Source organism: Cellulosimicrobium cellulans, from assembly GCF_016907755.1.
GTDB classification, from domain to species: domain Bacteria; phylum Actinomycetota; class Actinomycetes; order Actinomycetales; family Cellulomonadaceae; genus Cellulosimicrobium; species Cellulosimicrobium cellulans_D.
This window is the reverse complement of the sequence record NZ_JAFBCN010000001.1, coordinates 3,373,048-3,392,712: the sequence shown is the minus strand read 5'-3', so window position 1 is coordinate 3,392,712 and position 19,665 is coordinate 3,373,048. Positions and strand designations below refer to the sequence as shown.

The following is a 19,665-nucleotide window of genomic DNA, read 5'->3' as shown; positions in this document are numbered from 1 at the left end:
GACGGTCCCGTCCACAGGAGCACTCGCCGTCGGGTCCCGCCCCGCCGGAACTCCGTACGGTCGCGGCGTGAGCACCCCACGACCCGAGCCGCGTCAGCACGCCCGTCCCGGCCGCGACCCCGCCCGGGAGGGAGCGGTCGTCCGGCAGCGTCTGCGCGCCGTGACCGGGATCGGCCGGCCCGCGCTCGCGTGGCACCCGGCGACCGCAGCCCTCCCGCAGGGAGGGCCGCCCGACGACCCCGACGTCGGTCCGTGGCCGGGCGGTCTCAGGCCGTCGGCGCTCGGCCCCGGAGACGGCGCGGGACCCGGCCCCGGCGGAGAGGTTCCCGCTCTCCCGGGAGTGCCGGCCGCGCCGGACGGCGCTGAGCGTCACGGACGCGGTCGGGCGCAGGGCTCGGGCGACCGGGCGGCCGGTTGGCTCCCGCCGCGTCCCGACGTGGACGAGGGCCAGGGTGTCGACCTCGCGGGAGAACCCGGGACGGGGGACGACGAGCCCACCGTGTTCGAGGGCGCGGACGCCGAGTCGGTCGACCGCCTGCGGTCCCGCGCCGCACAGACCGCGTCGACGGCGTACACGGCGGCGTACGGGCACCCCACGTCGCACGCAGGGTTCGCCGGGCTCGGAGAGGAGGGGCGGCGCCGGTGGGCGCTGCGGCCCCGGGTTGCCGTGGCGGCGCTGGTCGCCGTGCTCCTCCTCGCCGCCGCGGTCGTGCTGGTCCGGACCCCGGCCGGTGGCGTCACACCCGTCGCGTCCCTCGACGCCGCGCCCACGGCGGGCGCGGCGACGGGACCCGACGCGGAACCCGCGATCTCGTCGGACGCCGACGAGGCGGTGGGCGGTGCCGCGAGGGAGGCGGCCGGCGCCGACGACGCGGGTGCGAGCACCGGGGCCGACGGCGTGCCGTCGGACGGGGTGGTCGTGCACGTCGTGGGTCAGGTGGTCACCCCGGGTCTCGTGACCGTCGCCGCCGACGCACGCGTCGCGGACGCCCTCGAGGCCGCCGGCGGGGCGACCGCCGACGCCGACCTCGCCGCGCTGAACCTCGCCCGGACGGTGACCGACGGCGAGCAGATCGTCGTCCCGCGCCCCGGCGAGGCGGTGCCGGCCACGGGATCGGCACCGCCGGCGGCCGGGACCGCTGCGGACGGCACGGTCGACCTCAACACGGCCGACGCCGCGGCGCTCGACGCGCTGCCGGGGATCGGGCCCGTGCTCGCCGAGCGCATCGTCGCGTGGCGGGAGGAGAACGGTCCGTTCACGACGGTCGACGAGCTCGGCGAGGTGAGCGGGATCGGGCCCGCCGTGCTCGCGGACGTGCGCGACCTCGTCCGCGTGTGACCGACCTGCGGCTCGTCCCGGCGGCGCTCGCGGCCTGGGGGACGGCGTTCCTCGCGCTCGGCACGACGCCGACGGCGGCCCTGCGCGGCGCGTCGCTCGCCGTCGTGCTGCTCGGCGTCGTGCTGCTGGGCGGCGCCGCGGTGCGAAGACGTTCGACAGGTGACGGGACGAGCCGTCGTGGTCTGGTCGCACGCGGGGTGGGCCAGGCCGCCCTCGTGCTGGCCTGCGCGGCGGCGGTCCTCCTGTCCGCGGGGACACAGCTCGCCGACCGGGCGGCGCTCGCCGACCTGGCCGGCCAGGGCGCCACGGCGACGGTCACCGCGACCGTGCGCTCCGCCGTCGTGCCGCGGACGAACCCGTGGTCGGGCGCCGCCGACCGTCACGAGGTGCGCGTCTCCCTGCGCGAGCTCACCGCGCGCGGCGTGACAACCACGGCGGCGGGCACGGTCGTCGTCACGGGGAGCGGCGACGGCTGGGACGACCTCGCGTACGGGGCCGCCGTCGTGGCGACGGGCCGGCTCGTCGTCCAGGGTGACCGGACGATGCTCCGGACGGAGGGGGCGCCGCGCGTCGTCGAGCCGACGGGTTCGTTCCTGCGCGGCGTGCACGCCATGCGACGGGGGCTCCTCGACGCGACGGACGGGCTGAGCCCGCAGGCGCGGGGTCTCGTCCCGGGCGTGGCGGTCGGCGACACCTCGCGGCTCGACCCCGCGCTGGACGAGGCGATGCGCACGACGTCGCTCACGCACGTCACGGCCGTGTCCGGCGGGCACTTCGCGATCGTCGTGGCCTGCGTCGCCGGGCTGTGCGTCCTCGCCCGTGCGCCCCGCTGGGCGCGCGTGGTCGTCACCGGCACGGCCATGGCGGGCTTCGTCGTGCTCGTCCACCCCGAGCCCAGCGTCCTGCGGGCCGCGGCGATGGGCGCCGTCGGGGTGCTCGGCATCGCGCTCGGCAGGCCGTCGCGCGCCGTCGCCGCGCTCGCGGCGGGCGTCGTCGTCCTGCTCGTCCTCGACCCCGGGCTCGCCCGCTCGTACGGGTTCGTGCTCTCCGTCGCGGCGACGGCCGGGCTGGCGCTCCTCACGACGCCTCTCGCCCGCCGGATGGCGCCGTGGTGCGGGCGCACCGTCGCGCACGTGGTCGCGGTGCCCGTCGCCGCCCAGGCCGCGTGCGCCCCGGTGCTCGTCCTGCTCGACCCGAGCGTGAGCACGTGGTCCGTCCCCGCCAACCTGCTTGCGGCCCCGGCGCTCGGTCCCGCGACCGTCCTGGGAGTCCTCGCGACCCTCGTCGCGCCGTGGTGGCCCGGCGCGGCGACGGCGCTCGGATGGGCCGCGGGGATCTTCACGGGGTGGATCGCGGGCGTCGCGGAGGCGTTCGCGGGTCTGCCGGGCGCGCGGCTGCCCTGGCCCGGGGGCGTCGGCGGGCTGGTCCTGCTGGCGCTCGCGACCGTGGTGGTGCTCACCGTCGTGCTCCGATCGCGCGCGCTGCGCGAGGCCGGGGAGCGCCGCGCCGTCCGACGCGCGACGTCGCCACCCCTGCGCGACCGCGTCGCCCGGACGGTCCGCGCCGCCCGGCGGCGGATGTCGGGCGAGCGCGGACGCCCGCCGTGGCCGGGCGCGGCGCCGAGACGCCCTCGTCGGACACCAGGGCAGGTGGTCGGTGCCGGGCTCGCCGTGGTGGTGCTCGCCGTGCTCGTCGTCGTGCTCGTGCGCCCGCTCGTCGTGACGGCCGGACCGGTGCCGCCGGACTGGGCGGTGGTCGCGTGCGACGTCGGACAGGGTGACGCCCTCGTGCTGCGCTCCGGGCCCCGGTCGGCGGTCGTCGTCGACGTGGGGCCACCAGGGACCGCGGCGGGTGGCTGCCTCGACCGGCTCGGCGTCGACCGGGTCGACCTGCTCGTCCTCAGCCACTTCCACGCCGACCACGTGGGCGGACTCGACGCCGTTCTCCGCGGCCGGACGGTCGAGCACGCCCTCGTGACCGCCACGACGGATCCCCCGGAGCAGGCCGAGCGGGCGCTCGCCGCGCTCGCGGAGGCGGGCGTCCCGGTCCAGGTGGCGACGGCAGGCACCGTCGGCAGCGAGGGCGGTGACGGCACCGCCGCCGGCGTCGGGTGGGAGGCGCTCCAGGCCGGGGTGGGCGGCGGACCGTCGGGCGCCGGGCCAGGACCGGGCGCGTCGTCCGCCGCGTCCGGTGCCGCGTCACCGGGCGGGGCCGCCACGGAGTCCGACGGCGGCGCGAACGACGCGAGCGTGGCGCTCCTCCTGCACGTGGCGGGGATGGACGTCGTCGCGCTCGGCGACCTCGAGGACGCCGGCCAGTCAGCCCTCGCGCGGACCCTCGCGCAGCGCGGCTCCGGGCCGGTCGACGTCGTCAAGGTCGCGCACCACGGCTCGGCGACGCAGTCCGACCGCCTCGCCGGGCTGCTCTCCCCGACGGTCGCGCTCGTCAGCTCGGGGGAGAACACCTACGGGCACCCGACCGACCGGGCGCTCGACCTCTACCGGGGCGTCGGCGCGACGGTGCTGCGGACCGACACCTGCGGGACGTTCGCGCTCGTCGTGCGCGACGGCGTCCTCGCCGCCGCGGGCTGCGGCTGAACGACGCGCCCACGCTTGAGAAGCATGCGTCCGGAACCGCGGTAGACGGAGTCCGGAACTCGAAGCTCGGAGCCGGAGCCCGGGTGGCCGGAGCCCGCGTAGCCGGAGACCGCGGAGCCCGGAGCCCGCGGAGCCGGGGACGGCGAGCCCGGGGCGTCCGGACACGCGGCGGGGTTCTCGCCGGGTGGGTGGCTCGTGGGAGGCTGGTGCCATGCCCGCGCCGACCCGCACCGCCCGCCCGTCCGCCGGCCCGTCGCTCGCGTGGGACGACGTCAGGATCGCGCCGGTCGTGCTGGTGCAGGGCCCCGAGTCGCTCCTCGCCGAGCGGGCGGTGGACGCGATCGTCGGGCTCGCGCGCGAGCGGGACCCCGAGGTCGAGAAGGTCACGATGGAGGGCGCCACGTACCAGGCGGGGATGCTCACCGTCGCGGCGAGCCCGTCGTTGTTCGGCGAGGCGAAGGTCGTCGTGGTCGAGGGCGCGGAGGCGGCGACGGACGCGCTCGTCGCCGACGTCGTGGACTACGTCCCGACCGCGGACCCGGAGACGACCGTCGTCGTCGTGCACGGGGGCGGGGTGCGGGGCAAGCGCATGCTCGACGCGATCAAGGCGAGCGGGGCCCCGGTGGTCGCCGTCGAGGCGATCAAGAAGGACTCGGACAAGACGGCTTTCGTCACCGCCGAGTTCCGCCGCGCCCGCCGACGCATCGACGCCTCGGGGGTGCGTGCCCTCGTCGAGGCGGTCGGCAACGACCTCCGCGAGCTCGCGGCGGCCTGCAGCCAGCTCGTCACGGACACGGACGGCACCGTGAGCGAGGCCGTCGTGGACCGGTACTACGGAGGCCGGGTCGAGGCGACCGGGTTCCGCGTCGCGGACGCCGCCGTCGCCGGGAACGCGGGGGAGGCCGTCGCGCTCCTGCGGCACGCGCTCGCCACCGGCGCGGACCCGGTGCCCCTCGTCGCGGCGCTCGCGATGAAGCTCCGCGCGCTCGCGAAGGTCGGCGCGATGCGCGGCCGCGGCGGGGTCGCGGCGAAGGACCTCGGTCTCGCCCCCTGGCAGGTCGACCGGGCGCGCCGCGAGCTCGCGGGCTGGACCCCGGAAGGGCTCGCCACGGCGATCAGCGCCGTCGCGCAGGCCGACGCCGAGGTCAAGGGCGCGGGGCGGGACCCGGTGTTCGCCGTCGAGCGTGCGGTCCTCACGATCGCCCGCGCCCACGGTCGCTGAGCGCGCTCGACGTCTCGGGCTTCAGCGGCGGTCCACGGTTCTCCGTCGCCGGACCACGGCTCTCCCTCGCTGGACGAGGACGTTCTCCCGCCGCACGCACGGAGGGGCGCCGACCCGTGCGGGTCGACGCCCCTCCGTGGGAAGCCTGTGCGGCCGTCGTGACGTTCAGCGTGTCACGGCGACGCAGGCGAACCGTGCGCTCAGAGAGCGTTGACGGCCTTCGCGATGGCCGACTTGCGGTTCGCGGCCTGGTTCGCGTGGATGACGCCCTTCGAGACGGCCTTGTCGAGCTTGCGCGACGCAGCCTGGAGCGCGGTGTTCGCCGCGTCCTTGTCGCCCGCGGCGACGGCCTCGCGCACGCGGCGCACGTACGTCTTGAGCTCGGACTTGACCGCCTTGTTGCGCAGGCGAGCCTTCTCGTTCGTACGGATGCGCTTGATCTGGGACTTGATGTTTGCCACGTGTGGACTCTCTGGTTCTGTTCGCCGGAGCGAGCGGATAGGTCGTAGAGGGCGGCTCCAGCTCCGGGACTGGGGTGGGGAACCCGTGGAGAGGTGCTGGGGCTGTGCCCGCCGACCTGGGCGGACACGCGACCACCAAGACTACCAGCGGTCGGGGCCCGAACTCCAATCCGCGGCTGCTCAGCGGTGCTGGGAGATGCCGGCGACCACGCGGTCGAAGACGTCGCGGCCCACGACGGCGCCCTCGCGCCGGACGGCGGCCGGGTCGACGCGGAGCACGCGGTCGAGCCGGACCTCGCTGTCGCGGCCCTTGGCGTCCCACGGGCCGGACCCGATGTCGAGCCAGTGGCGGCCCCAGCGCGCCTCGTCGCGGGCGTCGCGCGAGTGGTCCTTGCTGGTGAGCATGACGCCCAGCAGCCAGGCGCCGTCCGACCCGACCAGCAGCACGGGCCGGTCCTTGCCCTGCGAGAAGTCCTCCTCGAAGGGAACCCAGGTCCAGACGATCTCCCCGGGGTCCGGGTCGCCGTCGAGCCGCGGCGCGTACTGCGCGCGCACGCGACCCTCGTAGTCCCCGGGGTACGCGCTGGTGCGGCCGCCGCCCGCTCCCGACCGCGCCGGGGCGCCGGGGCGAGCCGGAGCCGTCGGGCGCGGCCCGGGGCGCGGGGACGGCGTCCGACCCGACGGTGTCCGCTCCCTCCCGGGGGCGCGCGTCGCCGCGGTGCCCGTGCCGCCCTGCGAGCCCTGCGACGAGCGCGTGAGCCCGGCGACGACGGCGCGTGCCGCGTCGGTGAGTAGTCCCAGCCATCGGTTGCGTGCCACGCGCGCACCCTACCGGGCGGTCGCGCGGCGGTCAGGGGGTGATGTGCCCGGAGAGCACGGCGGCCAGCACCCCGGCGTCACCATCGACCCCGACGCCCGCTGTGTCGGGCGAGAGCCGTCCCCACAGGACGAGCGCGAGCTCGCGCGCGGGGGCTGACGCGGTCGCCGCGGGCTCGCCGTCGCCGCCGAGGACCCACGACCGCCCGGCGTCGGACGCCCGGAGCGCGACGGGCCGGGCGGGCGGCTCCGCGTGGCGGAGGCGGACCTGGCGAGGCGCCATGACCGTGACCACCTCGTCCACGGTGTCCGCCCAGACGGCGGGGTCGACGTCGTCCACCGTGGAACCGCCGGAGGCGCGCAGGTCGTGCAGGTGCACGAGCGTCTCGTGCGTCTGCCGGCGGTGCCAGAAGCCCACGGTCGACGCCGGGTCGTCCGGTGCGAGGAGCGTCCACGCCGGGGCGTCCGGGTCGAGCGCGGCGAGCGTCGTGCGCAGCTCCGCCGCGTGCTCGGCGTAGAACGGGGCGAGGTCGAACGGCCCGCGCCCGAGCGGCGTCTCTCGCCGGCGTCGGGCCTGCGCGGCCGCCCAGTGGTGGACGCTCGCGAGGTGCTCGACGAGGTCGTGGACCTGCCACCCGCCGCACGCCGGGACCGGCGCCCGCGGGTCGGCGTCGGGCACCTCCGCGAGGAACGCGTCCTGGAGGCGGGACAGCAGCGCGAGGTGGTCGAGGGCGTCGTCCATGGCGGGAGTATGCCCGCGGCGGGCGCACGGCGCCGGTCCCGACGCACGTCTCGGCCGCACGACCCCTCGGTCGGGACCGCTCAGGCGAGGACGGCGTCCACCTCGCGCAGGAAGTCGTCGAGGTCCCCGGGGTCGCGCGACGTGACGAGCGTGTAGCCGTCGTCGTCCCGCACGACCGATCGGTCGACCCACGCCCCGCCCGCGTTGAGCACGTCGGTCTCGAGCGACGGGTAGCTCGTGAGGGTCTTGCCCTCGACCGCCGCGGCCTCGACGAGCGCCCAGGGGCCGTGGCAGATCGCCGCGACGGGCTTGCCCGCGGTCGTGAACGCCCGGACGAGGCTCACGGCGTCGTCCTGGAGGCGCAGCGCGTCGGCGTTGATCGTGCCGCCGGGCACGAGCAGCAGGTCGTACTCGGCGGGGTCGGCGTCGGCGTGCGTGAGCGTCGGCGTGACCGTGCGACCGGGGTCCTTGTCGCCCACGAGGGTCTGCACGTCGTCGGCGGACACGGCGGCGACGTCGACCTCCACCCCCTCGCCGCGCAGGTGCTCGAGGGGGACGACGAGCTCGTCCTGCTCGACCCCGTAGTTCGTCACGATCGCCAGCACGCGACGGCCGCGGGGGCGGCCGGGGGTCCGGTGCGCGGTGTCCTGGGCCATGAGCGCTCCTCTCGTCACCGGGCGGCCTGGTGCGACCGGCCGGTCCTCCACGCTAGGTCGGCTCGCGGCGCCCCGCAGGGCGGGCGGGTGCCCGACGCCGGACGTGGGACAATGGAGGCTCCCGCCCGCCCGAGAGCGACCGTCGGCGCGCCCGCCCCCGAGCGCGCGGCCCGACCCGCACGCCACTCCCAGGAGCGCACCCGCGTTGTCCCCGATCCCCAGCGCCCAGCTGAGCACCCGCATCCAGCCCGCGGCCACGCCGCCCGAGCTGATCCGGAACTTCTGCATCATCGCGCACATCGACCACGGCAAGTCGACCCTGGCCGACCGCATGCTGCAGCTCACCGGTGTCGTCGAGCCGCGCGCCATGCGTGCCCAGTACCTCGACCGCATGGACATCGAGCGCGAGCGCGGCATCACGATCAAGTCGCAGGCCGTCCGCATGCCGTGGGCGGTCGTCGAGGACGGGGTCGAGACCCCGCACGCGCTGAACATGATCGACACCCCGGGCCACGTCGACTTCACGTACGAGGTCTCGCGCTCGCTCGCGGCGTGCGAGGGCGCGGTGCTGCTCGTCGACGCGGCGCAGGGGATCGAGGCGCAGACCCTCGCGAACCTGTACCTCGCGATGGAGAACGAGCTCGAGATCATCCCGGTGCTCAACAAGATCGACCTGCCGGCCGCGCAGCCCGAGAAGTACGCGGAGGAGCTCGCGAACCTCGTCGGCGGCGACCCGGACGACGTGCTCAAGGTCTCCGGCAAGACGGGCGCGGGGGTCGAGGTGCTGCTCGACCGCATCGTCGAGCGCGTGCCCGCCCCGGTCGGCGACCCGGACGCGCCCGCGCGCGCCATGATCTTCGACTCGGTCTACGACACGTACCGGGGCGTCGTGACGTACGTGCGCGTCATCGACGGCAACCTCAACCCGCGCGAGCGCATCGTCATGATGTCGACGCGCGCGACGCACGAGCTGCTCGAGATCGGCGTCATCTCGCCCGAGCCGATCGTCACGAAGGGCCTGGGCGTCGGCGAGGTCGGCTACCTCATCACGGGCGTGAAGGACGTGCGCCAGTCCAAGGTCGGCGACACGGTGACGAACGCCGCGAAGCCCGCGGCGGACGCCCTCGGCGGGTACTCCGACCCCAAGCCCATGGTCTTCTCGGGGCTGTACCCGATCGACGGCACCGACTACCCGGTGCTGCGCGACGCGCTCGACAAGCTCAAGCTCAACGACGCGGCGCTCAACTACGAGCCCGAGACGTCGGTCGCGCTCGGCTTCGGGTTCCGCGTCGGGTTCCTCGGCCTGCTGCACCTGGAGATCGTGCGCGAGCGCCTCGAGCGCGAGTTCGATCTCGACCTCATCTCGACCGCGCCGAACGTCGTGTACGACGTGACGCTCGAGGACGGCACGGTCATCAAGGTGACCAACCCCTCGGAGTTCCCGGGCGGCAAGATCAAGCAGGTCAGCGAGCCGGTCGTGCGTGCGACGATCCTCGCGCCGAGCGAGTTCGTGGGCACCGTGATGGGCCTGTGCAACGACCGCCGCGGCCAGATGCTCGGCATGGACTACCTGTCCGAGGACCGCGTCGAGCTGCGCTTCACGCTGCCGCTCGCCGAGATCGTGTTCGACTTCTTCGACCAGCTCAAGTCCCGCACGCGCGGCTACGCGTCGCTCGACTATGAGCCCTCGGGCGACCAGGTGGCCGACCTCGTCAAGGTCGACATCCTGCTCCAGGGCGAGCAGGTCGACGCGTTCAGCGCGATCGTGCACAAGGACAAGGCGTACGACTACGGCGTGATGATGACCGCCAAGCTCAAGGAGATCATCCCGCGCCAGCAGTTCGAGGTGCCGATCCAGGCGGCCGTCGGCGCGCGCGTCATCGCGCGCGAGACCGTGCGCGCGATGCGCAAGGACGTCCTCGCCAAGTGCTACGGCGGCGACATCAGCCGCAAGCGCAAGCTGCTGGAGAAGCAGAAGGAGGGCAAGAAGCGCATGAAGAACATCGGGTCCGTCGAGGTCCCCAAGGACGCCTTCATCGCCGCGCTCTCCTCCGACGCCGCGGGCGGCAAGGACGCCAAGGACAAGTCCAAGAAGTGAGCCCGGCCCTGCCCGACGGCGAGCCGGTCCCGACCGACGGCTCGCTCCCCGCGTGGGTCGGTGGGGGCGGGCCGGCCGCGCCGGGCTCCGGCACCCGGTCGGGCGCGTCCTCAGGCCCGACGGCGCGGCGCGGGTTCGGCGTCTACCTGCACGTCCCGTTCTGCTCGGTCCGGTGCGGGTACTGCGACTTCAACACGTACACGGCGTCCGAGCTCGGCGGGGGCGCGAGCCAGGCGTCGTACGCGAGCACGGCGCTCCTCGAGATCGACCTCGCGGCCCGGGTCCTGCGCGATGCCGGGCTGCCCGAGCGCCCGGTCTCGACGGTGTTCGTCGGCGGTGGGACGCCCACGCTGCTGCCCGCCAGGGACCTCGCGCGCCTGCTCCACGGCGTGCGCGACGCGTGGGGCCTCGCGCCCGGTGCCGAGGTCACGACCGAGGCCAACCCGGACTCCGTGACGCCGGAGTCCCTCGCGGCGCTCGCGGACGCCGGGTTCACGCGCGTCTCGTTCGGCATGCAGTCGGCAGTCCCGCACGTCCTCGCCACCCTCGAGCGCACGCACGACCCGCGCCGCATCCCCGACGTCGTGCGTTGGGCTCGCGACGCGGGCCTGCAGGTCTCGCTCGACCTCATCTACGGCACGCCGGGGGAGAGCCTCGACGACTGGAGGGCGAGCCTCGACGCGGCCCTCGCGACCGGCGTCGACCACGTGTCGGCCTATGCCCTCGTCGTCGAGCAGGGCACCAAGATGGCCGCCCAGGTGCGGCGCGGCGAGGTCGCGCTGCCGAGCGAGGACGACCAGGCGACGAAGTACGAGCTCGCCGACGAGCTCCTCACCGCCGCCGGGCTCACCTGGTACGAGGTGAGCAACTGGGCCCGCACCGACGACGACCGCTGCCGCCACAACCTCGCGTACTGGCGGGGCGACGACTGGTGGGGGATCGGTCCCGGCGCGCACTCGTACGTCGCGGCGCCGTCGGCCGCCCCCGCGCACGCGACGACCGGTTCGACGACGGGCCCGACGGCCGTGACCGACGACACGGGCGCGTCGGTCCAGGACCCGCGGGTCGGCGTGCGATGGTGGAACGTGAAGCACCCGCGCCGCTACGCGGCGCTGCTCGAGGCGGGCACGAGCCCCGCGGCGGGGCGCGAGCTCCTCACACGGGGCGAGGGACGGCTCGAGCAGGCCATGCTCGGCGTGCGGCTGCACGAGGGTCTCGACCTCGCGGTCCTGTCCCCGGCCGGACGGCGCGCCGTCGCCGGGCTCGTCGCGAACGGGCTGCTCGACGGCCGCGCGGCGGTCGCCGGGCGTGCGGTGCTCACCCTGCGGGGGCGGTTGCTGGCGGACACGGTGGTACGGGAGATCACGGACGAGTGACGACGACCTACGAGGCACCTCGACCCGGGACGACCCCTGCGGGGGCCGGTCGCCCGACGCTCGAGGAGCCTCGCGTCGTCGGGCACGTGCGCGCGCCCGGCGCGGTCCGTCGGCCGGGCCGCCCGACCGTGCGCTACCGCCGGATGCCGGGACTGGACGGGCTGCGGGCTCTGGCCGTCGTCGTGGTGGTCGCGTTCCACCTCGCCCCGGCCACGTTCCCCGGCGGGTACGTCGGGGTCGACGTCTTCTTCGTGCTCTCGGGCTTCCTCATCACGACCCTCCTCGTGCGCGAGCACCGCGACCGGCACCACGTGGGGCTGCGCTCCTTCTGGGCGCGCCGTGCCCGCCGCCTGCTCCCCGCGCTCGGGCTGGTCGTCGCGGTGTGCACGGCGGCCGCGGCGGTCGTGGGCGGTGACGTCCTGGTCGGCATCGGCCCCCAGCTCGTCGGCGCCGCGACCTTCACGAGCAACTGGGTCGACGTCGCGAGCGGCGCCACGTACTCGGGGGCGCTGCTCCCGCACCTCTTCGGCAACCTGTGGTCGCTCGCTGTCGAGGAGCAGTTCTACCTCCTGTGGCCGCTCGTCGTCGTGCTCCTGTGCGTCGTGCGGCCCCTGCGTCGCCGGGCGCCGTGGATCGTCGCCGGCCTGGGACTGGCGTCCGCGGCCCTCATGGCGCTGCTGTACACGCCGGGCACCGACCCGACGCGCGTCTACGTCGGCACCGACACCCACCTCTTCGCGCTCATGGCCGGGGCGGCGCTCGCGCTCTGGCACGTGCGACCGGCCCAGCGGCCCGACGGCGACGCGCGGGCCGGCGCCGACGCGCACGCCCTCCTGCCGGGCGGGCCGCGCGTGCGCACGGCGCGCGGCCGGCTCGCGGTCCTCGTCGCCGGGGCGGTCGGCGCCGTCGTGCTCGGGGTCGCCGTCGCGACGTTGCGCTGGGACGACGCGCTCGCCTACCGGGGCGGGCTGCTCGTGTGCGCGGTCGCCGCGACCGCGGTTCTCAACGCCGTCGTGTGCCTGCCCGGCATCGGCACGCAGCTCGACCGCGGCCCGCTCGGCTGGGTCGGACGGCGGTCGTACGGGCTCTACCTGTGGCACTGGCCCGTGCTCGTGCTCACCGCGGCCGCGCTCGGGACCGTGGTCGGTCCCGTGACCCCGGGCACGGTGCACCCGCTCGTCGTCGTCGTGACGCTCGCCGTGACGGCTGTCGCGGCGGCGCTGTCCTTCCGGTACGTCGAGCGGCCCGTCCTGCGCCGGGGGCTCCGCGGCGCGGCGCGCGACCTCGCGCGTCGCCTCCAGCCGACGCCGGGCGAGGCGGGCCCGCGCGTCCTCACCCGCCGGGGCTGGGCCCTGGCGGCGTCGTGCGCGCTCGTCGTCGGCCTCTCGGCCGCCGGGGTCGTCAACGCACCCGCCACGACGAGCGTCGAGCAGCAGATCGCGGCGGGGGAGCAGGTCGCGCGGGCGACGCAGGCCGCGGCGCCCGCGGCCGACCCGGAGGCGGCGGCTCCGGCCGACGGCGCCGAGCAGGACCCGGTCGTCCCGCCCGCCCCGAGCCCCGAGGCGGCGCCCGACGAGGCGGCGGCGCCGGTCGCGCCACCGACGGGCGACCAGGTGACCGTCGTCGGCGACTCCGTGACGCTCGCGAGCGCGCCCGCGCTCACCGCCGCGCTGCCCGGCGCGTACGTCGACGGCGCGGTCTCGCGCCAGGTCAAGGACGGACCGGGGGCGCTCGTCGCCGCGCGCGACGCGGGCGCGCTGCGTCCCTACGTCGTCGTCTCCCTCGGCACCAACAGCACCGCGAGCGCCGCGGCGATGGAGGAGCTGCTCGCGGCGGTCGGTCCCGGCCACCGCGTCGTGCTCGTCACCGGGTACGCGGACCGACCGTGGGTCCCGGGGACCAACGCCGAGATCGTCGCCGCCGCGGGCCGCCACCCCGGCGTGGTCGTGGCGGACTGGTCGGCCGCAGTGGCTGCGGACCCGTCCGTGCTCGGCCCGGACGGCGTGCACCCCACGGCCGCTGGTGCGACGACGTACACGGCGGTCGTCGTCGACGGCCTGGTCCGTGCGGCGGCGCTGGGCTCCGCGACGAGCTGACCCCGCACGCGGCCGTCGTGCCGCGTCCCGCCCGGGGGCGCCGGGTGACTTCTGCCGTGCGGTCCGGCCCGCCCGGCGTTTCCTCTAGCGCCGGCGTCGGAATCCCGAGAGGCTGTGTGGCGTCCGCGAAATGTGCGACCGACACACGACGTCCACATCCGGGTGCGTGGCAGCGGCTCCACCGCGGCCCGTCGACCGACCGAGGAGACCCATGAGCGAGAGCACCGCCGGCGGCCCGCCGCGCGACGAGAACGAACCGCAGCTCCCGTCGGACGCCCCGGCGCCCGAGAACCCGTACGCGGCGGCCGAGCCGGCGGTCCCTCCCCAGGAGCCTGTCGCGCAGGAGCCGCCTGCACCGGCGCAGCCCGCGTCACCGCCCCCGGCCTCGCCCGACGGCGCTCCGCCCACGGGCGGGTACCCGGCTCCGGCCGGTCCGCCGCCGGCGCAGCCGTACGGAGCCCCGCCGACGGGCGCGTACCCTCCGGCCGGTCCGCCGCCGGCACAGCCGTACGGCCAGCAACCCCCGGGGCAGCCGCCCTACGGCGGGCAGGCCGGTTACCCGCCCCCGGCCGGGCCGTACGGGCAGCCGGGGTACCCGGGCCAGCAGATCCAGGTCCAGGACGCGTTCTCCTACGGCTGGAACCGGTTCACGCAGAACGCCGGGGTCATCATCGGCGGCGTCCTCACCTACGTCGCGGTGCTCGCCGGCCTGTCGGTCGCCTTCTGGGCGCTCCTCGTCGGGACGGCGCAGACGACCGTCGACCCTGTCACGGGCGAGGTCAGTACCGCCGGCGGGTTCGCGTTCGGGTTCGGCACGTTCCTGTTCGTCGCGGTCTTCGTCGTGCTCGGGTTCCTCGTCCAGGCCGCGGTGGTCAACGTGTCGCTCCTGGTCACCCGGGGCAAGAAGCTCGAGTACGCGGACTTCTTCCGGTACCCGAACCTCGGCACCGTGATCCTGGTGGCCCTGCTCATCGGTCTCGCGACGGGCGTGCTCGCCATCACGATCGTGGGACCCATCGTCTTCGTGTTCTTCGCCCAGTTCACGCTGTTCTACGTCATCGACAAGAGGCTCGGCGTCTTCGACGCGTTCAAGGCGAGCTTCTCGGTCGTGAGCAAGAACCTCGGCACGGTCGTGCTGCTGTTCCTGGGCGTGTACCTGGCCCAGCTCGTCGGGACGCTCCTGTGCTACGTCGGGTTGCTCGTGGCGCTGCCGGTCGCCCAGATCGCGACGGCGTACGTGTACCGCCGCCTCAACGCCGAGCAGCCCGTCTGAGCCGGGCGACGGCACGGCTCGCCGCGCGCACAGGCCTCTGAGCAGCCAGGATAGGACCGAGCACGTCGATGACGCGTGCTGCCCGCAGCACGTGACGACGAGGAACGAGGTGCACGATGACGGACCCCACGAACCCGGGTGGTCAGCCGCCCCGCGACGACGAGCCGACGCCGACCGACGGTTCCGGCACCCCGCAGCAGCCGGCCGAACCGCCCGCCGGTCCGGCCCCGGACCAGCCCGCCGGGCCGCCGGCGCCGGCTCCTGACGCCGACGTCCCGCCCGCTTCGCCGTACGGCCCGGGCGGCGCGGCGCCGCAGGACCCCGCCGCTCCGCCGTCGGGCCCGCCCGCCTGGGGTGCGCCGCAGGACCCGGCCGTCCCGCCGTCGGGCCCGCCCGCCTACGGCGCGCCCGGTGCCTACGGCGCTCCCGCCGGCGCGCCGGGGGACCCCGCAGCACCGGGCCCCACCTCCCCGCCCTCGGGCGCCTACCCGCCCCCGTCCGGCGCCTACCCGCCGCCGCCGGGGACGTACCCGCAGGGCGCCTACGGCGCCCAGCCGGGGTACACCGGGCCGGCGTTCGCGGTGGGTGAGGCGATCTCCTACGGCTGGCGCAAGGTCACCTCGAACCTCGGACCCTGGATCCTCGTCGCGCTGATCTTCATCGCGGTGAACGTGGCGTGGAGCTGGATCACGGGCGGGTTCGACCAGTTCCAGGACCAGTACGACTTCTCCGACACGAACTTCGCCGCCGTCAGCGGGATCACCTTCACGAGCATCCTGCTCGGGATCGTGGGCACCGTCATCGGCTACCTCATCACGGCGTTCTTCACGCGCGGCGCGCTCGACGAGGTGGACGGTCGGCGCCCCGACGTCGCGGCGTTCTTCCGCATCGGCAACGTCGTCAACGTGCTGCTCGCGGCGTTGATCGTCGGCATCCTCACGGGCATCGGCTTCGTGCTGTGCATCTTGCCGGGCTTCGCGATGCTCCTGTTCTCCGCGTTCGTCTACTACGTCGCGCTCGACCAGGGGGTCGACGCGATCACGGCGATCCGGACGAGCTTCTCGCTCGTCGCCAAGAACTTCGGGCAGGTGTTCCTGCTGCTGCTCGCGCTCTTCGGCATCAACATCCTCGGCGCGATCCCGTGCGGCCTGGGCCTGTTCGTCACGATCCCGCTGAGCTACGTGGCGGTGGGCTTCGCGTACCGCCGCCTCACCGGGGGCGTCCCGGCCGCCTGACGGCAGATCGTCTCGTCCGTCGCCTCGCCCCGGTGCCGCCCGTCGGTGCCGGGGCGAGGTGCGTCCACCGACCCGTCGCGCGTCGCGACGGCCACGGCAGGGCGACGCTCAGGGCGCCGTGACGAAGTCGATGAGCTCCTCGACGCGACCGAGCAGGGACGGCTCGAGGTCCGCGTACGTGCGCACCGTGCCGAGGATGCGCTGCCACGCGCGGCCGACGTCCTCGGCGGACTCCGCGGGCCAGCCCAGCTCGCGCAGGATGCCGCGCTTCCACTCCGTGCCCCGCTCGATCACGGGCCAGCGGTCCAGGCCCACGCGCGCGGGCTTCACGGCCTGCCACACGTCGACGTACGGGTGCCCGAGCACGAGCACGGTGCCCGCAGGGGAGCGTCGGATCGCCTCGTCGGCGATCCGGCGCTCCTTGCTCCCGGGGACGAGGTGGTCCACGAGCACGCCGACGCGCCGCTGCGGCGTCGGGCCGAAGTCCGCGAGCGCGGCCGCGAGGTCGTCGACGCCGTGCAGGGGCTCGACGACGACGCCCTCGACCCGCAGGTCGTCGCCCCACACCTTCTCGACGAGCTCGGCGTCGTGCTTGCCCTCGACCCAGATGCGGCTGCCGCGGGCCACGCGCGCCCGTTGCCCGACGACGGCCCGCGACCCGGACGCGGTCCGCGTGGGCGCGGCGGGGGCGCGGGAGGTGACGGGCGCGGTGAGCTCGACCGGCTCGCCGTCGACCCAGAACCCGGGCCCGAGGGGGAACGTGCGCGTCCGGCCCGCGCGGTCCTCGAGCACGACGACGTGCATCCCGCCCGACTTCTCGACCCGCACGACGGCGCCGACCCACCCCGTCTGCACCTCCTCGACCACGAGCCCCCGCTCGGCGGCCTGCGGTCGGGACACCGGTCGGGCGCGGTGGTGGGCGGGGGCGGGCGTGCCGCCGAGGACGTCGGAGCCATAGCGGTCGAAGGACACGCCGTCACCCTAGGTCAGCGCCGGACGAGCGCCGCCGAGATCGGCCCGTGCGTCGCGACATCGACCTCCCGAGCGTCGATCTCGGACGCTCGGGCCGATCTCGGCACCCGGCGCCCGACGCGCGCGGAGCCGGGGTCGGGTGGTACGACGGAGCGGTGAGCCCGCAGCGCGCCGAGCCGGACCCGAACCGCTGGCGCGTGCTGCCCGTCTGCCTCGCGGTCGGCTTCGTCACGACCCTCGACGTGTCGATCGTCAACGTGGCCCTCCCGTCGATCGAGTCGTCGCTCGACGCGGGGCCGACGCAGCTCCAGCTCGTCGTCGCGGGCTACACGCTCGCGTTCGGGCTCGCGCTCGTGCCCGCCGGCCGGCTCGGCGACGCCGGCGCCCGCCGGTCCCTGTTCATCGCCGGCCTGGTCGGGTTCGCGCTCATGAGCCTCGCGTGCGGGCTCGCGCCGACGGACGGGTGGCTGGCCGTCGCGCGGCTGCTGCAGGGCGTGAGCGCCGGAGTCCTCAACCCGCAGGTCGTCGGGCTCATCCAGCAGCAGTTCTCCGGGTTCGAGCGCGGCCGGGCGTTCGGCATGTTCGGCGCGACGATCGGGGTCTCGACGGCGCTCGGCCCGCTGCTCGGCGGCCTCATCATCGCGGCGGCGGGCTCCGCGGACGGGTGGCGGTGGGTGTTCCTCGTGAACCTCCCGGTCGTCGCGGTGCTGCTGCCCTTCGCGTGGCGGCTCGTGCCCGCGCCTCCGCCCGACGCCGCACGCACGGCGCGGGGCCCGCGTCGCCTCGACCTCGTCGGGCTGGCGCTGCTGGGCGCGGCGACGCTCGGCGTCATGATGCCGTTCGTCACGACCACGGGGCAGGGCGACGACGCCTCGCGCTGGTGGTGGCTCGCCGTGGCCGCGGCGGCGGGGCTCGCGGCTGTCGTCTGGGAGCGGCGGTACCAGCGGCGCACCGGCGAGGCGGTGCTCGACCCGCAGGTCGTCGGGCTCGGGTCGTTCCGCAACGGCGCGCTCCTCGGCCTCGCCTACTTCGCGGGCTTCACCGGCATCTTCCTGGTGGTCACCCTCTACCTGCAGGACGAGCTCGGCTACACCCCCCTCCAGGCGGGGCTCGTCGGGACGCCGTTCGCGGTGGCCTCGGGGGTGTCGGCGTGGTTCTCGGGGCGCTGGGTCGCGCGCTGGGGCCGGCAGCTCGTCGTCGGCGGGCTGGCGCTCGTCCTCGTCGGGGTCGTGGTGGCCGACGCCGTCGTGCGTCTCCTGGGGGACGATCCCGCCGCCGTCGGGCCGGCGCTCGCGGGAGCCCTGCTGGTCGCCGGGGCGGGCAGCGGGACGGTCATCGCGCCGAACCAGACCCTCACGCTGTCCGAGGTGCCCGTGACCCGCGCGGGCGTCGCGGGGAGCATGCTGCAGCTGGGGCAGCGCATCGGGTCGGCGGTCGGCATCTCGATCGTGCTCTCCGTGTACTACGGGGGCCTCGCGGGCGGCGACACGGCGGCGCACGCGACGGGGAGGGCGCTGCTCGTGACGATCGTGCTCGTCGCCCTCGCGCTCGTCGTCGGGATCGGCGACCTGCGTTCGCGACGAGCGGAGGACCGCGGGACGGGCCGCGCGGACGCGTAGGATTGGCACTCGGAGGTCGAGAGTGCCGACGCCCGCGCGCCCGCCCGGGGCGTCGACGGCGCGGCACACGGAGGTGGACGTGAGCGAGGAGCGCCGGCTCGAGGTGCTGCGGGCGATCGTCGAGGACTACGTCCTCACGCGCGAGCCCGTGGGGTCGCGCGTGCTCACGGAGCGGCACGGCCTGGGTGTCTCGCCCGCGACGATCCGCAACGACATGGCGGCACTCGAGGACGCCGGGTACATCGCGCAGCCCCACACGTCCGCGGGCCGCATCCCGACGGACAAGGGCTACCGCCTGTTCGTCGACCGGCTCTCGGGCGTGAAGCCGCTGTCCGCGCCGGAGAAGCGCGCGATCGAGACGTTCCTGTCCGAGGGCGTGGACCTCGACGACGTCATCGCGCGCGCCGGCCGGCTGCTCGCGCAGCTCACGGGCCAGGTCGCGGTCGTGCAGTACCCGTCGCTGAGCCGCTCCGGGCTGCGCCACCTCGAGCTCGTGCCGGTCGGGGAGTCGCGCCTGCTCGTCGTGATCATCACCGACACCGGGCGCGTCGAGCAGCGCACGCTCGAGGTCGCGAGCGTGCCCGGCGAGGGCACCCTCGTCGAGGTCCGCGCGCGGCTCAACGCGGCGGCTGCGGGCAAGCGCCTCACCGACCTCGCCACGGGTCTCGCCGCGGTGACGGAGAGCTTCCACCCCGACGACGCGCCGCTCGTGCGCGCGGTGGGCGACCTCGTCGCCCAGACGCTCGCGGAGGAGAGCGAGGAGCGCCTCGTGCTCGCCGGGACGGCGAACCTCGCCCGGGCGGGCATGCGGTTCGAGCACGCGCTGCGCCCGGTCCTCGAGGCGCTCGAGGAGCAGGTCGTCCTCCTCGGTCTCCTCACCGAGATGGCGGCGGACTCCGGCGTGAGCGTGCGGATCGGGCACGAGACCCAGCTCGAGGGCCTCGCGGAGACCTCCGTCGTGACGACCGGTTACGGTAACGACGGTGACACGGTCGCCCTCGTCGGCTCGATCGGGCCGACCCGCATGGACTACCCCGGGACCATCGCGGCGGTGCGCGCGGTCGCGCGCTACCTGTCGCGGGTGCTCGGCACGTGAGCCGCGCCGCGGCCTCTCCGCACGCGGCAGGCACCTCCGACGACCGACCCCGTACCGGCCTCACGAC

15 protein-coding genes are annotated in these 19,665 nt (G+C 75.7%); 10 read left to right on the top strand and 5 right to left on the bottom strand.

Translation table 11 applies throughout. The features are described from left to right. The first annotated feature begins 67 nt into the window (after nucleotides 1-67). The 3 genes from JOE63_RS21715 to holA all read left to right on the top strand — a co-directional run bounded on the left by JOE63_RS21715 (nucleotide 68) and on the right by holA (nucleotide 5,158). Complete coding sequence (locus tag JOE63_RS21715; RefSeq protein WP_307840122.1) at nucleotides 68-1,339, top strand: ComEA family DNA-binding protein; 1,272 nt, start codon at nucleotides 68-70, stop codon at nucleotides 1,337-1,339. Beyond that, the gene (locus JOE63_RS14810) at nucleotides 1,336-3,936 is read left to right on the top strand and encodes a ComEC/Rec2 family competence protein (RefSeq protein ID WP_204542350.1); all 2,601 of its coding nucleotides are present in this window, start codon (nucleotides 1,336-1,338) and stop codon (nucleotides 3,934-3,936) included. Before JOE63_RS21715 ends, JOE63_RS14810 begins: the two co-directional genes overlap by 4 nt. A gap of 211 nt (nucleotides 3,937-4,147) precedes the next feature. Then, nucleotides 4,148-5,158 (top strand): DNA polymerase III subunit delta, encoded by a 1,011-nt coding sequence (holA, locus tag JOE63_RS14805; RefSeq protein WP_204542348.1) that lies wholly within the window; start codon nucleotides 4,148-4,150, stop codon nucleotides 5,156-5,158. Between the two features lie 200 nt (nucleotides 5,159-5,358). On the opposite strand, the gene rpsT is transcribed toward holA, so the two are convergent. The 4 genes from rpsT to JOE63_RS14785 form a co-directional block, all read right to left on the bottom strand. Beyond that, nucleotides 5,359-5,619: a 30S ribosomal protein S20 gene (gene rpsT, locus JOE63_RS14800; RefSeq protein WP_087469296.1), complete on the bottom strand. Its 261-nt coding sequence runs from the start codon at nucleotides 5,617-5,619 to the stop codon at nucleotides 5,359-5,361. 180 nt (nucleotides 5,620-5,799) lie between these two features. Further along, nucleotides 5,800-6,438: a type II toxin-antitoxin system PemK/MazF family toxin gene (locus JOE63_RS14795; RefSeq protein WP_204542346.1), complete on the bottom strand. Its 639-nt coding sequence runs from the start codon at nucleotides 6,436-6,438 to the stop codon at nucleotides 5,800-5,802. Nucleotides 6,439-6,469: 31 nt separating this feature from the next. After that, complete coding sequence (locus JOE63_RS14790) at nucleotides 6,470-7,177, bottom strand: maleylpyruvate isomerase family mycothiol-dependent enzyme (RefSeq protein WP_204542345.1); 708 nt, start codon at nucleotides 7,175-7,177, stop codon at nucleotides 6,470-6,472. 80 nt (nucleotides 7,178-7,257) lie between these two features. Continuing rightward, nucleotides 7,258-7,833 carry a type 1 glutamine amidotransferase domain-containing protein gene (locus JOE63_RS14785; RefSeq protein ID WP_204542344.1) on the bottom strand — a complete coding sequence of 192 codons (576 nt, stop codon included), beginning with the start codon at nucleotides 7,831-7,833 and terminating at the stop codon, nucleotides 7,258-7,260. A gap of 205 nt (nucleotides 7,834-8,038) precedes the next feature. On the opposite strand from JOE63_RS14785, the gene lepA reads away from it, so the two are divergent. From lepA to JOE63_RS14760, 5 genes are all read left to right on the top strand, one after another. After that, nucleotides 8,039-9,931 carry a translation elongation factor 4 gene (gene lepA, locus JOE63_RS14780; RefSeq protein ID WP_275582789.1) on the top strand — a complete coding sequence of 631 codons (1,893 nt, stop codon included), beginning with the start codon at nucleotides 8,039-8,041 and terminating at the stop codon, nucleotides 9,929-9,931. Continuing rightward, nucleotides 9,928-11,307 (top strand): radical SAM family heme chaperone HemW, encoded by a 1,380-nt coding sequence (gene hemW / locus JOE63_RS14775; protein ID WP_204542343.1) that lies wholly within the window; start codon nucleotides 9,928-9,930, stop codon nucleotides 11,305-11,307. The genes lepA and hemW overlap by 4 nt, the downstream gene beginning before the upstream one ends. Continuing rightward, nucleotides 11,304-13,403 carry an acyltransferase family protein gene (locus tag JOE63_RS14770; protein WP_087469291.1) on the top strand — a complete coding sequence of 700 codons (2,100 nt, stop codon included), beginning with the start codon at nucleotides 11,304-11,306 and terminating at the stop codon, nucleotides 13,401-13,403. Before hemW ends, JOE63_RS14770 begins: the two co-directional genes overlap by 4 nt. Before the next feature lie 211 nt (nucleotides 13,404-13,614). Next, nucleotides 13,615-14,676, top strand: a complete 1,062-nt coding sequence (locus JOE63_RS14765; RefSeq protein WP_204542342.1) for a hypothetical protein — start codon at nucleotides 13,615-13,617, stop codon at nucleotides 14,674-14,676. A 116-nt stretch (nucleotides 14,677-14,792) separates the two neighbouring features. Next, on the top strand, nucleotides 14,793-15,911 hold the full coding sequence (locus JOE63_RS14760) for a hypothetical protein (protein WP_204542341.1): 1,119 nt from the start codon (nucleotides 14,793-14,795) through the stop codon (nucleotides 15,909-15,911). Nucleotides 15,912-16,019: 108 nt separating this feature from the next. On the opposite strand, the gene JOE63_RS14755 is transcribed toward JOE63_RS14760, so the two are convergent. Further along, nucleotides 16,020-16,883 (bottom strand): DUF3097 domain-containing protein, encoded by an 864-nt coding sequence (locus tag JOE63_RS14755; RefSeq protein ID WP_204542337.1) that lies wholly within the window; start codon nucleotides 16,881-16,883, stop codon nucleotides 16,020-16,022. Nucleotides 16,884-17,038: 155 nt separating this feature from the next. On the opposite strand from JOE63_RS14755, the gene JOE63_RS14750 reads away from it, so the two are divergent. Together JOE63_RS14750 and hrcA are read left to right on the top strand one after the other, a co-directional pair. After that, on the top strand, nucleotides 17,039-18,502 hold the full coding sequence (locus JOE63_RS14750) for an MFS transporter (RefSeq protein WP_204542335.1): 1,464 nt from the start codon (nucleotides 17,039-17,041) through the stop codon (nucleotides 18,500-18,502). 79 nt (nucleotides 18,503-18,581) lie between these two features. Continuing rightward, nucleotides 18,582-19,598: a heat-inducible transcriptional repressor HrcA gene (gene hrcA, locus JOE63_RS14745; RefSeq protein ID WP_087472419.1), complete on the top strand. Its 1,017-nt coding sequence runs from the start codon at nucleotides 18,582-18,584 to the stop codon at nucleotides 19,596-19,598. Nucleotides 19,599-19,665: the final 67 nt, after the last annotated feature.